This window comes from Vibrio sp. 10N.261.52.C11 (assembly GCF_041471405.1).
Classification (GTDB): Bacteria; Pseudomonadota; Gammaproteobacteria; order Enterobacterales; family Vibrionaceae; genus Vibrio; species Vibrio crassostreae_C.
In genome coordinates this window covers 115924-132983 of record NZ_JBFROI010000004.1, presented here as the reverse complement: position 1 = coordinate 132983, position 17060 = coordinate 115924, and the positions used below count along the sequence as shown (strand labels likewise).

Annotated in this window: 10 protein-coding genes; 7 read left to right on the top strand and 3 right to left on the bottom strand. The window is 45.4% G+C overall.

Annotation, left to right across the window (positions count from 1 at the left end; all coding sequences use genetic code 11):
- Positions 1–38: 38 nt before the first annotated feature.
- The 3 genes from glgB to AB4323_RS00595 all read right to left on the bottom strand — a co-directional run bounded on the left by glgB (position 39) and on the right by AB4323_RS00595 (position 7213).
- On the bottom strand, positions 39–2219 hold the full coding sequence (gene glgB, locus AB4323_RS00605) for a 1,4-alpha-glucan branching protein GlgB (RefSeq protein ID WP_372151386.1): 2181 nt from the start codon (positions 2217–2219) through the stop codon (positions 39–41).
- Positions 2220–2393: 174 nt separating this feature from the next.
- Positions 2394–4574 (bottom strand): 4-alpha-glucanotransferase, encoded by a 2181-nt coding sequence (malQ, locus tag AB4323_RS00600; protein WP_017067441.1) that lies wholly within the window; start codon positions 4572–4574, stop codon positions 2394–2396.
- A 185-nt stretch (positions 4575–4759) separates the two neighbouring features.
- Entirely contained in the window at positions 4760–7213 is a 2454-nt protein-coding gene (locus tag AB4323_RS00595; RefSeq protein WP_372151384.1) for a glycogen/starch/alpha-glucan phosphorylase, read from the bottom strand.
- A 567-nt stretch (positions 7214–7780) separates the two neighbouring features.
- Between AB4323_RS00595 and malT the strand changes: the two genes are divergently transcribed.
- The 7 genes from malT (at position 7781) to sstT (ending at position 17019) form a co-directional block, all read left to right on the top strand.
- Complete coding sequence (malT, locus tag AB4323_RS00590; RefSeq protein ID WP_017067440.1) at positions 7781–10489, top strand: HTH-type transcriptional regulator MalT; 2709 nt, start codon at positions 7781–7783, stop codon at positions 10487–10489.
- Between the two features lie 579 nt (positions 10490–11068).
- Positions 11069–11989: a DUF368 domain-containing protein gene (locus AB4323_RS00585; RefSeq protein WP_372151382.1), complete on the top strand. Its 921-nt coding sequence runs from the start codon at positions 11069–11071 to the stop codon at positions 11987–11989.
- A 203-nt stretch (positions 11990–12192) separates the two neighbouring features.
- Positions 12193–12633: a hypothetical protein gene (locus tag AB4323_RS00580; RefSeq protein WP_081229347.1), complete on the top strand. Its 441-nt coding sequence runs from the start codon at positions 12193–12195 to the stop codon at positions 12631–12633.
- Positions 12630–13244, top strand: a complete 615-nt coding sequence (locus tag AB4323_RS00575) for an SCO family protein (protein ID WP_372151380.1) — start codon at positions 12630–12632, stop codon at positions 13242–13244. The genes AB4323_RS00580 and AB4323_RS00575 overlap by 4 nt, the downstream gene beginning before the upstream one ends.
- A gap of 85 nt (positions 13245–13329) precedes the next feature.
- Positions 13330–13788, top strand: a complete 459-nt coding sequence (locus AB4323_RS00570; protein WP_108176750.1) for a copper chaperone PCu(A)C — start codon at positions 13330–13332, stop codon at positions 13786–13788.
- 487 nt (positions 13789–14275) lie between these two features.
- A complete protein-coding gene (gene rsgA, locus AB4323_RS00565) occupies positions 14276–15340 on the top strand; it encodes a ribosome small subunit-dependent GTPase A (RefSeq protein ID WP_372151378.1) in 1065 nt (354 codons plus the stop codon).
- Positions 15341–15804: 464 nt separating this feature from the next.
- The gene (gene sstT / locus AB4323_RS00560; RefSeq protein WP_017068938.1) at positions 15805–17019 is read left to right on the top strand and encodes a serine/threonine transporter SstT; all 1215 of its coding nucleotides are present in this window, start codon (positions 15805–15807) and stop codon (positions 17017–17019) included.
- Positions 17020–17060 lie beyond the last annotated feature (41 nt).

Below are 17060 nucleotides of genomic sequence, written 5' to 3'. Positions count from 1 at the left end.
ATTTTCTTTTTAGTTATCGCTTACTTCAACTAATAGACCTAATTTAGCTTGTAAAAAATGGTCGATAACGGTGGTAAACGCAGCTCAATCGATGTGTCTAAGCCTTCGCTTTCTACTGATTCAACCTCAGCAACCGGCTTCACTTCAAAGCCACTGCCTGCATAATCCGCAGAGTCTGTATTCAATAACAAAGAGTACTGACCTTGTGCTGGAACACCTAAGCGGAAGTGCTCATGAGGAACGGGGGTAAAGTTAGAAACCACCAATACACGCTCGCCTGATTCACTGATACGCTCATGAGCTAAGATGCTCGCTTCAGCAGAGTCCTGTAGACGCCATTCAAAGCCTTTCGGATCAAAATCAAGATCGTGCATTGCAGCTTCAGAGCGGTACAGATTGTTCAGGTCTTTCGTTAAACGCTGAACACCTTGATGACGCTCGTAATCCAGCAAAAACCATTGCAGCTGGTCGTCATGGTTCCATTCAGCCGTCTGACCAAATTCTGCACCCATGAAGTTCAGCTTCTTACCTGGTTGCGCATACATGTAACCCATATAAGCACGTAGGTTTGCCGTTTGCTGCCATTCATCACCAGGCATCTTGTTGTGGATAGAACCTTTACCGTAAACCACCTCATCGTGAGACAGAGACAATACATAATTCTCACTGTGTGCGTAAACCAGTGGGAAGGTAATCGTATCGTGGTGATATTTACGGTTGATTGGGTCTTCTTGAATGTAAGACAAGCTGTCGTGCATCCAACCCATATTCCACTTAAAGCCAAAGCCTAAGCCGCCCATAAAAGTCGGTGCTGAAACACCAGGGAAAGCCGTTGATTCTTCAGCAATCGTCATCGCATTCGGAAAGTGTTTATACACTTCTTCGTTCATCCACTTAAGGGTTGCGATAGCGTCGTAGTTTTCGTTGCCGCCATCCGCATTCGGGATCCATTGGTCATGGCTACGCGAATAGTCGAGGTACAACATCGAAGCAACCGCATCAACACGAATCCCGTCGATATGGAATTGTTCGAACCAGTACAGTGCGTTTGCAACCAAGAAACGACGCACATGCTCTTTGCCTAAATCATAAATGTACGAATTCCAATCTTGATGCCAACCGCGACGTGGATCTGGATCATGGAACAAAGGTGTTCCATCAAAGTTGGCTAAGCCGTGATCATCACTAGGGAAGTGCGCTGGAACCCAGTCCAGAACAACGCCAAGACCCGCTTGGTGACATTGATCGACGAAGTATTTGAAATCATCTGGAGAGCCAAAACGGCTAGTCGGTGCAAATAGACCTACAGGCTGATAGCCCCAAGAACCGTAGAATGGATGTTCTGAAACTGGCATTAGTTCAACGTGCGTGTAGCCAAGATCCGTTAGGTATGGGATCAGCTCTGCCGCAAGCTCGCGATAATTTAAGAATTCACCTTCAGCGTTACGCTTCCAAGAACCTGCATGCAATTCATAGAACGAAAGCGCTTCTTTGCGCTTTTGCGTTACCGGGCGATTTTGCCATTGAGTATCTTGCCACTGGTAACGAGCGTGATCGTAAGTTACAGATGAGAACGATGGGTATTGCTCAGAGTAGAAACCCCATGGGTCAGCTTTGTGTGGTAAGCCTTCGCCATTTGGTCCTTTTAATTCAAACTTGTATTGAGCGCCTTCTTCCAGTTCAGGAATGAATAAGCCCCACATACCGTAATCTAGGCGTTGCATTGGGTGGCGGCGACCATCCCAAGCGTTGAAGTTACCCACCAAGCTTACCGCAGTTGCATGCGGTGCGTACACCAAGAAACGCGTACCTGAAATCGTCTGTCCATCACGCTCTAGCGTAATAAACTGAGCCCCCATGTGATGATACATATCTTTCGGTGTATGAAGATCTTCATAACTCGCGTACAGATCGTGGTACTGGTAAGGATCATCGATGATCTGTTCTACGCCAGCCCAATCAACCGCAAGCTTATAGTGAGTAAAACGTAAGTCTCTCTCTTGCTTAAGAATGAAACCACTTTCACCCTCTCGCGCTAACTCAATACGAGGTTCCTTTCCAACAATCAACTCGACTTTATCTGCCCCAGGAATCCACACACGTAATGCACCTTGCTCAGAAGGTAGGTATGGCCCTAAAAACGCGAATGGGTCTGTGAAACAAGCCTGTGATAGTTGGGTATATATTTGTTTTTGCTTTGAAATCGAACTTAGTTCCAAAACGTTTCTCCCTAACCAAACATCCAAAAAACATAATACAAAAATGCCCGCTATTAGTGCGGGCAATATAACGACGGTTTATTCTACCAGATGAGCATTCATTATTGAGTGACCGAGGTTGTAGTTTCGTACGGCGTAAGCAAAAAACCACCTAATTTCAAGTCACTCACGTCATTACTTACCGGCTTTTTCTCGAACGTCAGTCAGCTTAGAAGCGATACGATTAACGCCTTCGTGAGCAAATATTTCGTCCAAGTTCATTGATAGTTTACGACGCCAGTTAGGGTATTCATCAACCGTGCCAGGAATGTTTACTGGCTTGTCCATCTCTAGCCAATCTTCTAGCTGAACGCTCAGTAGTGTTGAACCACCAGCCGCTACGTGCAGTTGAAGTGCCTCAGCAAGGTAAGAGTCCATCGGTACTTGGCTCGCATCGCGGCCCACACCTTCTGGTAGGAAACCATGCCATGCTACTGAATCTAAGATACCTTGCTTGCACTCTAGGCGGTCATCGAACAAGGTTTCTAATTGTTCTGCATCTGGGTATAAGCCAATCTCTTGGCCCATTTTCAGGTCATCACAGTGCCAGAAGCCACGAAGCGTTGGCATATCGTGAGTACACAGTGCCGCCATCGATTGTGATGCGTAGTGTTTTGGTGAGATGAAACCACCGTCATCTTCTGATGTTTCGAAGAAGAACACTTTGTAAGAGTGCACGCCAGCATCTGCAAGGATGTCGACAATCTCATCCGGTACCGTTCCTAAATCTTCACCGATAACGCTACATTGGTAACGGTGAGATTCAAGCGCCAGAATAGACAGCATATCTTGTACTGGGTAGTAGATGTACGCGCCCTTAGTTGCGTTCTCACCCTTTGGAATCCACCACAAGCGCAGTAGACCTAAAACGTGGTCGATACGCAGTGCACCACAGTGCTTCATGTTGGCACGAAGTAGCTTGATGTAAGCGTCGTAGCTTGTTTCTTGAAGCACTTCTGGGTTTAACGGAGGTAGACCCCAGTTCTGACCCAAAGGACCAAGAATATCAGGTGGAGCACCAATGCTCGCATCCATCACTAGGTTGCCTTCGTCAGCCCAAGTCTCGCTGCCTGAATCTGCAACACCTACCGCTAAGTCACGGTACAGGCCAACAGCCATGCCCTTCTCTTCTGCAAGAGACTGTGCATCGTTGATCTGGCAATCTGCTAGCCATTGCAGGTACATGTACAGATGAACGTTTTCTAAGTTCTCTTTGATGTATTTCTGTGTCGCTGGGCTGTCGAATGTACGGTACTTCTCAGGGAATACCGGCCATCCCCACATGCCAGAATCTTCAGCGTGCAGTTCACCATGTAGAGCATCAAACGCCGCTTGATGCATCAGGCTATCGCCGCCCTCTTCTACGAAGGCTAAGAACGCTTGTGCACGGTCGCTGTTTTTGTCTAGATGACGAGTCTTAAATTCTGCGAATAGCAGAGGCAAGATGCTCATCTTAAGCTCAGACACTTCGGTGTAGTTTACCCAGTGTGCTTCACGCGCTTTTTGTAGACGCTGTTGGAACTCTGCGCTGCCGACTGTTTGTTGTGCTTCTGCACTTAGTGCAAATTCAGGAACTGAACTCACATCAATGTATAAGATGTTCAACCAGCGACGAGAAGATGGGCTATATGGGCTCGCACCTTCAGGGTTCGCAGGGAACAATGAGTGAATTGGGTTTAGACCAACGAAGTCACCACCACGAGAAGCGATATCCGCAACAAGCTGTTTTAGGTCTCCGAAATCACCAATACCCCAGTTATGCTGAGTTCTTAGGGTATAAAGTTGAACACTGGGTCCCCAAAGCTTTTTGCCTTGCTCGATTGGTGACTGCTTGAAACACGCTTTTGGCGTAATAATCAGTGTCATCTCGTAAGGCTTCTTACGGCGCTTACGGCTCACAATGAGCTTGTGATAACCCCATGCCAAATCACTTGGCAATGCAAACACTAAAGGGCCACCCTCGGCACGCTCGTCACGAATGACTTGAGATTGAAGATAACCTTCAAGTACCTCTCCTTGCTCGGTTTCTAAGCGCCAGCTGAACTCACTTTCACGAGCACTTACACCTAGATTAAGCGCCACTTCTACTGGCTCACCGTCACGCAAGACAAGAACTGGGTCTAGTACATCTTTTTTGTGTTTTCTTTCTGCTGACTTAAGCAGTGCATCATCGCTGCTTGTATCGTAGCCCAACGAAGCCAATAGAGACGTGATCGTCTCGTCTGATACTTGTGCTTCATCGCCCCACGCACTAACGTAACTGTCGGCAATGTTTGCCATTTCTGCGACTTGTTTTAATACGGTCTGTTCTTTCATCGCTCTCTCCGAAAACGTTCTGACGCTTTCTATTTTGTAGGGTTGTTAATTTAATTTTTACTAATCAATTAGCTTGTGACAATCGGTTTGTAAGCAGCTTGTTTATAAACGAAACCTTTAAGCCTTTCGTTTGCTCACAAGCTAATTGAGCCAAGGCAGAAACTGCCTTGGCTACTTTGGAAGTATTAACGGTTAACCGCTTCAAGTTTCCAGATGTTGTTCACGTAGTCGCGGATAGAGCGGTCTGATGTGAACTTACCAACCAATGCTGTGTTAAGAATTGCTTTCTTAGCCCAACCTGCTTGGTCTTTGTATTGCGTGCCCATGTCTTCGTGCGCTTTCACGTAAGATGCGAAGTCAGCAAGACATAGGTAAGGGTCACCACCGTCTAGCAGGCTATCAAACGTTGCACGTAGAAGGCCTGGTTGACCTGGAGTGAACTCATCGCCAGTCAGTAGGTCTAGAGATGCTTTCAGTAGTGGGTCTGCATTGTAGTAGTCGTATGGGTTGTAGCCTTGAGCTTTCAGAGCTTGAACACCATCAACGTCTAGGCCGAAGATGTAGATGTTTTCATCACCCACTTCTTCACGAATCTCAACGTTTGCACCATCCATCGTACCGATAGTTAGCGCGCCGTTTAGAGCCATCTTCATGTTGCCCGTACCAGATGCTTCTTTACCCGCTAGTGAGATTTGCTGAGAAACGTCTGCTGCAGGGATGATGATTTCAGCCATGCTTACACGGTAGTCAGGAATGAATACCACTTTCAGTTTGTTACCGATGCGAGGGTCGTTGTTGATCTTCTCTGCAATCTTGTTAACCGCGAAGATGATCTCTTTCGCTAGGTGGTAACCCGGTGCTGCTTTCGCTGCGAAGAAACATACGCGTGGCTCACACTCGAAACCAGGTTCGTTAAGAATACGGTGGTACAGAGATAGAATGTGTAGCAAATCTAGGTGCTGACGCTTGTATTCGTGAAGACGTTTGATTTGAACGTCAAAGATAGCGTTAGTATCTAGCTCGATACCCATGTTCTCTTGAACCCAATCAGCTAGGCGCTGTTTGTTTTCTTTCTTAACAGCCATGAATTCTTTTTGGAATTTCGCGTCTGTTGCAAACTTAGCGATGCCTTCTAGCTGCTCAAGTTTTGCTGGCCATTCAGTGCCGATCTTACCCGTGATTAGCGTAGATAGACCTGGGTTACAGAACTTCAACCAACGACGTGGCGTGATGCCGTTCGTTACGTTAGTCAGTTTACCTGGGAAGATTTCGTTGAACTCAGGGAACAAGTCTTTCTTAACCAGTTGTGAGTGAAGCGCAGCTACACCGTTTACTTTGTAAGAACCAATCACACATAGGTTTGCCATGCGAACCATGCGGTGGAAACCTTCTTGGATGATAGAAAGCTTCGCTTGCTTCTCACCGTCACCAGGCCACATCTTGCGAACTTCTTGCATGAAGCGGTGGTTGATTTCAAAAATGATTTCCATGTGACGTGGAAGAAGACGGTTGATCAGTGATTCAGACCAAGTCTCTAGTGCTTCAGGAAGTAGTGTGTGGTTCGTGTATGCGAACGTATGAGCACTGATTTCCCATGCTTGGTCCCAAGTTAAACCTTTTTCATCGATCAGGATGCGCATCAATTCAGGGATAGCGATCGTTGGGTGCGTATCGTTCAGTTGAATCGTTTCTTGCTTAGGCAGATCTTCTAGAGAGAAACCTGCTGCTTCGTGACGACGTAGAATATCGCGAACAGACGCTGCTGAGTGGAAGTACTGCTGCATTAGACGCAGAGTCTTACCTTTCTCGTGGTTGTCGTTCGGGTAAAGAACTTTAGTGATGTTACCTGCATCGATTAGCGAGTGTTGTGCTTCGAAGTAATCACCGTTGTTAAAGCTTGCTAGCGAGAATGGTGCGATTGCCTGACATTCCCAAAGACGCAGCGGGTAAACCGTGTTTGACTCGTAACCTACGATAGGTAGATCCCAAGGCATTGCTTTTACTTCCATACCTGGAACCCAAGTACGAACTTCTTTACCGTCAACGAATTCAACGTCTACATGACCGTAAAAACCAATGTGTTGTGCTAGTTCTGGACGAGCCACTTCCCATGGGTAACCTTCAACACCACGCCATGCGTCAGGTGCTTCTTGTTGACGACCGTCTTGGAAAGATTGTTTGAATAGACCGTACTCGTAGTGAAGACCGTAGCCTACTGTTGGGTATTCTTGAGCGGCACAAGAATCCATGAAACAAGCAGCTAGACGACCAAGACCACCATTACCTAGTGATGGGTCGCGTTCTTCTTCTAGAAGGTCAGTTAGGTTTTGACCTAGCTCTTCCATTGCATGAGTGATCTGTTCGTAAAGACCCATGCTGATCAGGTTGTTACCTGTTAGACGACCAATCAAAAACTCTAGTGATAGGTAGTTAACGCTCTTAGCGTTCTTAATTTTTTCATCATTTTCAGTTTCTAGCAGGTCAAAAGTCGTTAGCTCTGCAAGAGCACGACCCATTGCTAGATACCATGAACGGCTGTCTGCTGTTTCAACGGTTGTTGCGTAGGTTGCAGATAAATGTTTCTTAACACTCTCTTGGAATGACACTTTATCGAAAGTTTTTTGCTGAGTTGGTTTCATTTCAGAAATCTCGCTTTTAATAGTTCTAATTCATCTGTGACATATCGTGCATGGTCACCATAAACTAAACATCCTCCCGCTAATGCAACTGACTAGGAGTAGATGGGAGGGCGTAGGGGGCGTACCGACTTAGGGTTAGTGATCTGACTCTCATGTTCTGACTGCGAACAAAAACTTGGAGTGACTAAGATCACAAGCTCCCGTTCGATAACTTAACTTCAATTGATGTGACTTTTATTTAACCCATTTAAAGTCATTGCCAAATCTGAGTTTCAGATCACGAAAATAATTTCCAACTCTCATCTTTTGCATTGATTCCCGTGTAGGGATGAACGAAGTCACATTCACAAACCAACCCGCAACGTGAGCAAAGTCTCAAATAAAGGGCGTAGACACCCAAAAACATGCAGGAGTGCAAGGTTTCTGAGGAGGATCGTAGTCGGTAACGTTTGGCTTCACGTAATATGAGTAAAGACTTAAGTAATTAGGCTCATGTCATTGGAGTGCACTCAACGATAGATTGGGATATTCCAGAACATAGCCACGGAATAGGTGTAAAACTTCGATATGTGGATCCCTTCGAAACTGACTCGTCCCGGCCGCTTACATAATGCAATCCTACGACCTAGGGTTCTCGATCTGCTTCACAATGCAGATTGCTATAAGCTTGTGTTGTTCCGCTCTCCAGCGGGCTACGGCAAAACCACCATGGCTGCACAATGGTTGGTAGATAAACCTAATGTGGGTTGGTACAGCATTGATGATAGCGACAATGATGCCTTCCGCTTTATCAACTACCTACTTCAATCACTTAATAAAGCGACTCAAAATGCCTGTCCGAATGCCCAAAAACTGGCAGAAAAGCGACAGTTTTCATCGCTGCATTCTTTATTAAGTGAAGTATTTGCCGAGATGTCGGAATTCCATCACGAGTGCTTTCTGGTGTTGGATGACTATCACTTGGTCAACAATGACGACATCCACGAAGCCATGCGCTTCTTCCTCAAACACATGCCCGATAACCTAACGTTGGTTGTCACCAGTCGTGGTACGCCACCACTTGGTACAGCAAACCTGCGCGTTCGTGACTTAATGATCGAATTAGGTAATGACTCGTTGGCGTTTGATACCGAAGAAACCACACGCTTTTTCAACCAACGCGTAGCCGACGGCATTGATGACACCACGGCAGATAGCATTTGTAGTTATGTAGAAGGTTGGCCTTCTGCACTACAACTTATCGCGCTACAAGCACAACACCAAAAACGCACTCTTGCACAGTCCGCAGAGTCATTCTCTCACTTTAACCACGCCCATCTTTGGGACTACTTGGTTGAAGAAGTATTCGACCTGCTAGACAAAGAAACCCGACAGTTCTTGATGCAATGTTCTGTGCTTGATCACTTCAACGATGAGCTTGTGTGTGCACTTACACAGCGTGAAGATGCGTTAGGTATGATCGAATCACTCAACCGTTTTGGTTTGTTCATCTACCCGCTTGAAGGTGAAAAGAACTGGTATCGCTTCCATAACTTGTTTGGTGAATTCCTCGCACATGAGCGCCAAGCTCGAATTCCTCAGCAAGAAGCTGAACTGCATCGAAGTGCTGCAAAAGCGTGGATCAAGCAAAACACACCACACCAAGCACTACGTCACGCACAGCGCGCTGAAGATCCAGAACTGATCATTCAAATCCTGACTGAACACGGTTGGCCGATGTTCAACCAAGGTGAGCTTTCGTCCTTAGAAATGGCGATCAAACAGCTAACCACAGATCAACTATACAGTGAGCCAAAGCTTTCGATGTTGCGTGCTTGGCTTGCACAAAGTCAGCACCGTTATGACCAAGTGGGTACTTTGTTGGAAGAGGCTGAGACTCAATATCAAGCTCGAAACATTGAGCTCGATACTCAGCAGCAAGGCCAATACAACGCCTTGCGCGCCCAAGTTGCCATCAACAGCAATGAGCCTGAGAAAGCATTGGAATTGGCTGAGCTTTCATTGAGCCAACTGAACACCACAGTTTATCGTAGCCGCATTGTTGCAACCTCGGTTGTGGGCGAAGTGAATCACGTAATGGGTAATCTGAGCCGTGCTCTACCAATGATGCAACAAACCGAGAAGCTGGCTCGCCAATATCAGGTTTACCATCAGGCTCTGTGGGCGATTCTGCAACAAAGCGAAATCTTGATTGCTCAAGGTTATGTTCAAGCTGCATTTGAACTACAAGACAGTGCATTCAAATTGATTGAAGAACATCAGCTTCAATATGTGCCGTTGCATGAGTTCTTGCTGCGTGTTCGCGCTCAGATCTTCTGGTGTTGGAACCGACTAGATGAAGCGGAAGAATGTTGCTACAAAGGCTTAGATATTCTTGGCCACCATTCTCCGAGTAAACACCTACACAGCTATTCTATGCTGGCTCGTATTTCATTGAGCCGCGGCGAGATAGATAAGGCGTCGAAATTTATCGACCAGATTCAGCACCTATTGCGTCAATCGACTTACCACGTAGATTGGACGGCAAATGCTTCTTTGTCTTTGATTCTTTTCTGGCAAGTAAAAGGCGATAAAGAGGCGATACGTGATTGGCTGAGTGTGGCGGTTCGACCTGAATCGGCAAGTAACCACTTCTGCCAACTTCAGTGGCGAAACATCGTTCGTGCTCACATCATCCTTGAGCAGTATGAAGACGCAGAAGAAGCGCTAACTTTCCTTAAGAGTGAAGCCCAGCGTTCGCACCTGATTACAGACACCAACCGCAACTTGATCGTTGAAGCCGTGTTACGTACACAAATTAACGATGAAGACAGCGCACGAGTACTGCTTGAAGAAGCGCTTCATATGACTAACCAAACCGGTATGGTCGGTAACTTCTTAGTCGACGGTGGGACTATCGGGCATATCTTGGATAAGTTGAGCAACAAGCCTGGCTTAGGTGATTTAGAACGTCACCGCGCGCAACAAATCATGAAGGATATCTCCACGACCCAACGCAGTCGTTCGGTGCATTTCGATGAAGACTTTGTTGAGAACTTGGTTAATCACCCGAATATCCCTGAGCTGGTGCGCACTAGCCCACTCACTCAGCGTGAATGGCAAGTGCTTGGTCTGATCTATTCAGGATTCAGTAATGAGCAGATCGCTCAAGAACTCGATGTAGCGGGTACCACGATCAAGACTCACATCCGTAACCTTTACCAAAAACTCAATATTGCTAACCGTAAAGAAGCAATCAGCACAGCGGAAAACTTGCTGCAGTTGATGGGGTACTAAAACGGATTCGAGATTGATTCGAGATTGATTCGAGAAAACATAAGCTAGTCACCGATGGTGGCTGGCTTTTTTTTCATCTGAAGTTTAGAACCTAAAAATGTAGGAATGGGAAAAGTAAAAAGACGATCACCAAACGACAGGCAAAAAAATAGCCAACCGCAATAATCGCGATTGGCTCTATATATTTGTGAACAAATCATAAGTTCACTAACAACGTCAGTTGGCTAGGTGACCCTCGGCTTAAGAAGGGTCAATGTATATAATGCAGTTAGCGTGCCAACTTTTATTCGACGTTTTATAAGCCCTGCATCGCATAAAAACCATGAATTTGTCATGCGAATTGCAAAGTGCATTTGCATATTGCAACCAAGATGCAATATCGATAAGGGATCAGTTTCATCGCTGCTCTTAATGACAAATCACTAAGTGGTTGTTATCTAAATGTTAGGCAAATATTCACTTCAACTTATTGCCTTACAATTAATAGAGTAATAAAAGCCCTTCCCCAAAAGCATATTCATACTTTTTTTACACTAAAGTTTGTATACTGCACAAAATCATCCTCAACTCTATGAAGCAATGAACTACTTAAGTACTTTTTTCAAAGGCATGGCAATGGGCGCAGCAGACGTTGTACCTGGCGTGTCGGGCGGAACCATCGCATTCATCACTGGTATCTACGATACGCTGCTAGAAAGCATTCGCAGAATTAACCCTAGCGTACTTGGCTTATGGAAACGCGAAGGCTTCAAAGCCGCGTTTAATCACATCAATGGTTTCTTCCTAATTTCACTGTTCGCGGGCGTATTCACGAGCATTGCGACATTCGCAAAATTGATTTCTTGGTTATTAGTCACCCACCCTGTTCCACTGTGGTCTTTCTTCTTCGGCCTGATCTTGGTGTCGGTTTTCCATATTCTTAAGCAAGTAGAGAAACGCGATATGATTCGCTTCGTGTTTTTGCTGCTTGGCGTTGCTTTCGCTTATAGCATTACCGTGCTTAAGCCGCTGCAAATGGAGCCAACCAGCATCAACGTATTGATTGCGGGTGCGATTGCTATCTGCGCGATGATTTTACCCGGTATTTCAGGCAGCTTTATTCTGCTCCTGATTGGCATGTATGGCCCCGTGCTTGGCGCCGTTAAATCATTTCAAGTCGATGTACTTGCGCTATTCCTTGCGGGCTGTGTGATCGGACTGCTGACTTTCTCACATGTACTGTCTTGGCTATTGCGTTCATTCCGCGACTTCACATTGGTATTCTTAACCGGTTTGATGATCGGTACGCTGCCTAAGATCTGGCCTTGGAAAGAGACCATCAGCTGGCGCACAAACTCAAAAGGTGAACAAGTTCCTCTGATTCAAGAAAACCTATCACCGTTTGATTTTGAAGCGGTAACCTCTCAGCCTTCTCAGTTGGTCATAGCGATTGTGATGATGTTTGCTGCGATAGCCTTAGTTTTAGGACTAGAGAAGTTCGCAGAACGTAACGCTGACTAATCATTCAGCCAACTTCTGGAAAGCGTCTAGAACGGATAATGCTTAGAAATACTAAGCTCACTTCTCGATTAAACAGACAAAAGCGAAGCCAATGGCTTCGCTTTTTTAGTTCTACCATACGCACAAAATTGCTTTTTGATACAAGCACGTATTGAGGGGTATGATAACATCGCCGCTCTTATAAAATTAGATGAGAACACGACATGCACTCTGCATTAAAGGTTGCTGCTCTTGGGATCGCTCTCGTGGCAGGCTTTTATGGACCGCAAGCAATTCAGCAGTTTAAATCAGCGATGGAGCACTCAACTGCCGACGTCAACTTGGATGACTACTGCATGCTTTCAACCACATCGTGTGAGCAAAATGCGGTGGCTATGACACTCGATAGTGAGACGGCTCAACCACTCGTTCCGAGTAAAATCAAAGTAGTTTGGGAAGGCGCAGCCTCTGACACATTAATGCTGTCACTCACGGGCTTAGAAATGGAAATGGGATCAGCACGTTTTCAATTAAAGAATATAGGCGACAATACCTATGAAGGTGACGTGATTTTACCTGTGTGTACCATGGATAAAATGACCTGGCTTGGCGAACTCACCGATGGTGTTGAAACCGTAAACCCTGCAATAAGGATGGCAAGATGAGTAAGAATTGGTCGTTAGCATTAGTGGTAGCGTTTGTACTTGGCTTTGGTGTCAAAAGCTATCTTGATGGGCAAAACGAAGCTCAAGAGCAACACGCTGCAAAACAAGCTATCGCTACAAAACAAGAGTTATCTGCAACAACCCTTTTCGGTAAAGACAACCAGCCAACGGAAATCTTTGACCAAACCGATGACAGAATTCGTATCGTTTACTTCGGTTTCACACGCTGCCCAGATGTGTGCCCGACTTCTCTAGCGATGTTAGCCGGAGCACTTAACCAAGTCTCTGATGAAGCAAAAGCCAAGATTCGCCCGATGTTTGTCTCTCTCGACCCTGAGCGTGATGCAGCAGAGGCCTCATACGAATACGCACAATACTTCCACCCAATGATGGAAGGATTAAGTGGTCCTTTGGATGTGACAACCACGCTTGCACACAACTACGGTGTTATTTTCAGAAAGACCAAGCTGGAAGGTTCAGAGTTGGAATACACCCTTGACCACAGCTCATATTTTTATTTTTTAAAGCCCGACGGTACCTTGATTACCAAAGTGCCGCATACGTTAACGCCAGCACCAATTGTTGAGGCTATCAACAAGCTGACGCAGTAAAACGTAAAAACAAAGAACTTAACTAATAAAGTTCTAACAAAAAGTCAGGTCCCAGACCAAAAACATAAAAATTAAGGACAACAACATGAAGTTAAAAGCACTTGCTCTAGCAGGCTTATTGCTAACCCCTTTTGCTCAGGCTAGTAGCGATATTATGGTTCATGACGCGTACGCTCGTGCAACACCGCCTTCAGCAGTGAACAGCGCGGTATTCACGACTCTGATGAACCACAGCGATAAAGATCGCGCTATTGTTTCTGCAACAACACCTGCAGCAGGTAAAGTAGAACTTCATGATGTAATCATGGATGGCGATGTTATGAAGATGCGCCAAGTTCAAGAGATCACAATCCCAGCGAATGGTGAAGCGGTACTTAAACCTGGCAGCCTACACATCATGTTGTTCGACCTAACAAGCAGCCTAAAAGAAGGTGAGCAAATCGAGATGACACTGACTTTCGCCAATGGTGAAACACAGACCTTCGATGCGCCGGTTAAGAAAGTAATGAGCGGCATGAAAAAGATGAATCACGATCATCATTAATCGTATTCACAATTGATAAAATAATTTAAGCCACGATGACTTCTCGCCATCGTGGCTTTTTGCTAAACTGAGCCCGCTTTTTATTCAAAGCCTGAACACATAAATAACCCAAGGAGAATAGAAGATGATTGTAATGAAAACACTAAAACTGGCAGTAAAAGTAGCGCGTTAATTTGTTTGGTTAATCAAACTTAAATACCGATCGACCAACTTATCGTCACCCGTGACGACAGCACACTTTTACCCGGTTTACTATTGATCGTAAGTGATCAATACCTGCATGCCCAATAGCGCATGACTAAATCCGGGGTCCTATCTATTTGAATTCGACCCAAGCTCAAAACATTTTTGACGTCTCGACGCTTTTTAATCTGACTAACACTTTTCGATCTCATCAACAATCTGAGGTCTTACAAGACGTTAATGCTCTCATAAGACTTTAATGCTCTCACAAGAAAAGAAAGCTCGCACGTCTGGGTAAATAGACATGAATTCACAAAACGCATTTTCTCATCCAATGTCACTTCAACAACTTGGATGGCAACCTGTATTCCAACAACAACTGACACTCGAAGACTATGATCACTCCGTCATTGCTCGTATCGTCGCACATCACCGCAATGGCTATACATTAGCGTCAGAGCAAGGTGAAATTGTTCTACCCATCCACCAAAACCAACCGGCAATGACCGTTGGCGACTGGGTAATATTGAACTCTGAACTGCAATTCGACCGCTTACTTGAGCGTCAGTCTCTCTTCAGCCGTAAAGCAGCAGGCCGTCGTGTGGCGGAGCAGTACATTTCAGCCAATATCGACACCGTGTTTATCGTGGTTTCGTTAAACAATGACTTTAATCTAAGCCGTATCGAACGCTACCTAGCACTCGCCAATGAAGCACAGGTTAAAGCGGTTATCGTACTGACCAAGAAAGACTTGTGTGACGACTACCAAGACAAAGTACAGCAAGTGCAAAGCTTAGACCCAATGCTAATAATCGAAGCCGTTAATAGCCTAGATCAAGACTCTACTCAAGTATTGTCACCTTGGTGTAAAACGGGCAAAACGGTGGCTTTGATGGGTTCGTCTGGTGTCGGGAAATCGACGCTGGTCAACTCGCTGCTTGGGGAGACTCAACAAGAAACGGGCGGTATTCGTGAAGACGACAGCAAAGGCCGTCATACAACCACGTCACGATCGCTCCACTTGCTAACGTCGGGCGGTTTATTGCTCGATACTCCTGGTATGCGAGAGTTACAACTCGCCGATTGTGCTGAAGGAGTAAGTGAAACTTTTTCTGATGTGGAAGAGTTAGCGATACATTGTCGCTTTTCTGATTGCAGTCATGAGTCAGAACCAGGATGCACAATACGCAAAGCTATTGAAAGCGGTGAGCTTTCTGAAAGACGATTCTCTAACTATGAGAAGCTACTCAGAGAGCAAGCAAGAAATGGAGCCTCATTGGCAGAACAGAGAGCGAACAGTAAACAGCTTTCTAAAATGTACAAAACCGTGCAATCAGAGAGCCGTAATATCAAAAAATCGCCTAAATAGCCGATTATTGAATTAGGTTTACAACACGTAAATAAGCCCCATGTCCCTATCGCGTATTAGCTCATTAATTCCTGAGCTCTTTAATGCATTGGGCTGGGGCTTTTTTGTATCAGCGAGGCTTCTTTGTATTAACAGGTCTTCTTTATATCAACAGGAACCCAATGGGATCATTTCTGCACACAATGATCTTGCTAATCGACTCTGACGGCACCAGAACCAGAACCAGAACATTGACCCGAATGAGTATTATCATGCAGATTTATATCTCAACAAGAGTACAAAAATTTAACATTTAGCTCTAAAAACACCACGTAGCGCAAACAATCACCCTAAAAGTAAACTATTCCTAGACACCCTCTTAGATCCCGCTAATATGACCGCCCATTCCACTAGTGTATAGTTGGATTTGGTACAACTTTATAAAAAATACATCACTATAATAAATTAACAATTGCAGGTATTTTATGCAAAATCACAACATGCTCGCCCGCATCGCTCGTGGAAATCTCGTTCTACAGATCCTTGCTGGTATTGTTTTCGGTGTCGTTCTCGCCATGGTTTCTCCTTCAGCAGCTCAAGATGCAGGCCTATTAGGTAGTCTGTTTGTTGGTGCTCTGAAAGCTGTTGCCCCAATTTTAGTATTCATTCTTGTTGCAGCTTCTATCGCAAACCAAAAGAAAGGTCAGCATACTCATATGCGTCCAATCATTGTGCTTTACCTGATTGGTACGTTCTCTGCAGCACTGACTGCTGTAGTACTGAGCTTCATGTTCCCAACCACTTTGACACTGGTTGCTGGCGCTGAAGGTGCTAACCCTCCTCAAGGTATTGCAGAAGTTCTTCATACGCTTCTATTCAAGCTTGTAGATAACCCAGTTAGCGCACTAATGAACGCGAACTACATCGGTATTCTTGCTTGGGCAATCGGTCTTGGTCTTGCACTGCACCACGCATCTGCAACAACCAAAGCGGTTTTCGAAGACCTTAGCCACAGTGTTTCACACATTGTTCGCTTCATTATTCGTCTTGCGCCATTCGGTATCTTCGGTCTTGTTTCGGCTACATTCGCAACAACGGGCTTCGATGCACTAGCAAGCTACGGTCAACTGCTAGCGGTTCTACTAAGCTCAATGCTTATCATTGCTCTTGTCGTTAACCCACTGCTTGTCTTTGTAAAGACAAAACAGAACCCATACCCACTTGTACTGCAATGTATTCGTGAGTCTGGTGTAACGGCATTCTTCACTCGTTCAAGCGCTGCAAACATCCCAGTGAACATGAACCTTTGTAAGAAGCTAGAGCTAGATGAAGACACTTACTCTGTATCAATCCCTCTAGGCGCAACCATCAACATGGCAGGTGCTGCAATCACCATTACTGTGTTAACGCTTGCAGCTGTACACACAATGGGTATTGAGATTGATATCTTCACTGCGATTCTACTAAGCCTTGTTGCTGCAATTTCAGCATGTGGCGCATCAGGCGTTGCCGGTGGTTCACTGCTACTGATTCCTCTAGCTTGTGGCCTATTCGGTATCTCAAACGATGTAGCGATGCAGGTTGTAGCGGTTGGTTTCATCATTGGTGTGATTCAAGATTCTGCTGAAACAGCGCTTAACAGCTCAACTGACGTAGTGTTCACTGCGGCTGTATGTAAAGCTGAGCAAAACAAAGCTTAACAGCTCTTGGGTATTAGGCTTTAGCTCTAAGCTCTAAGCTC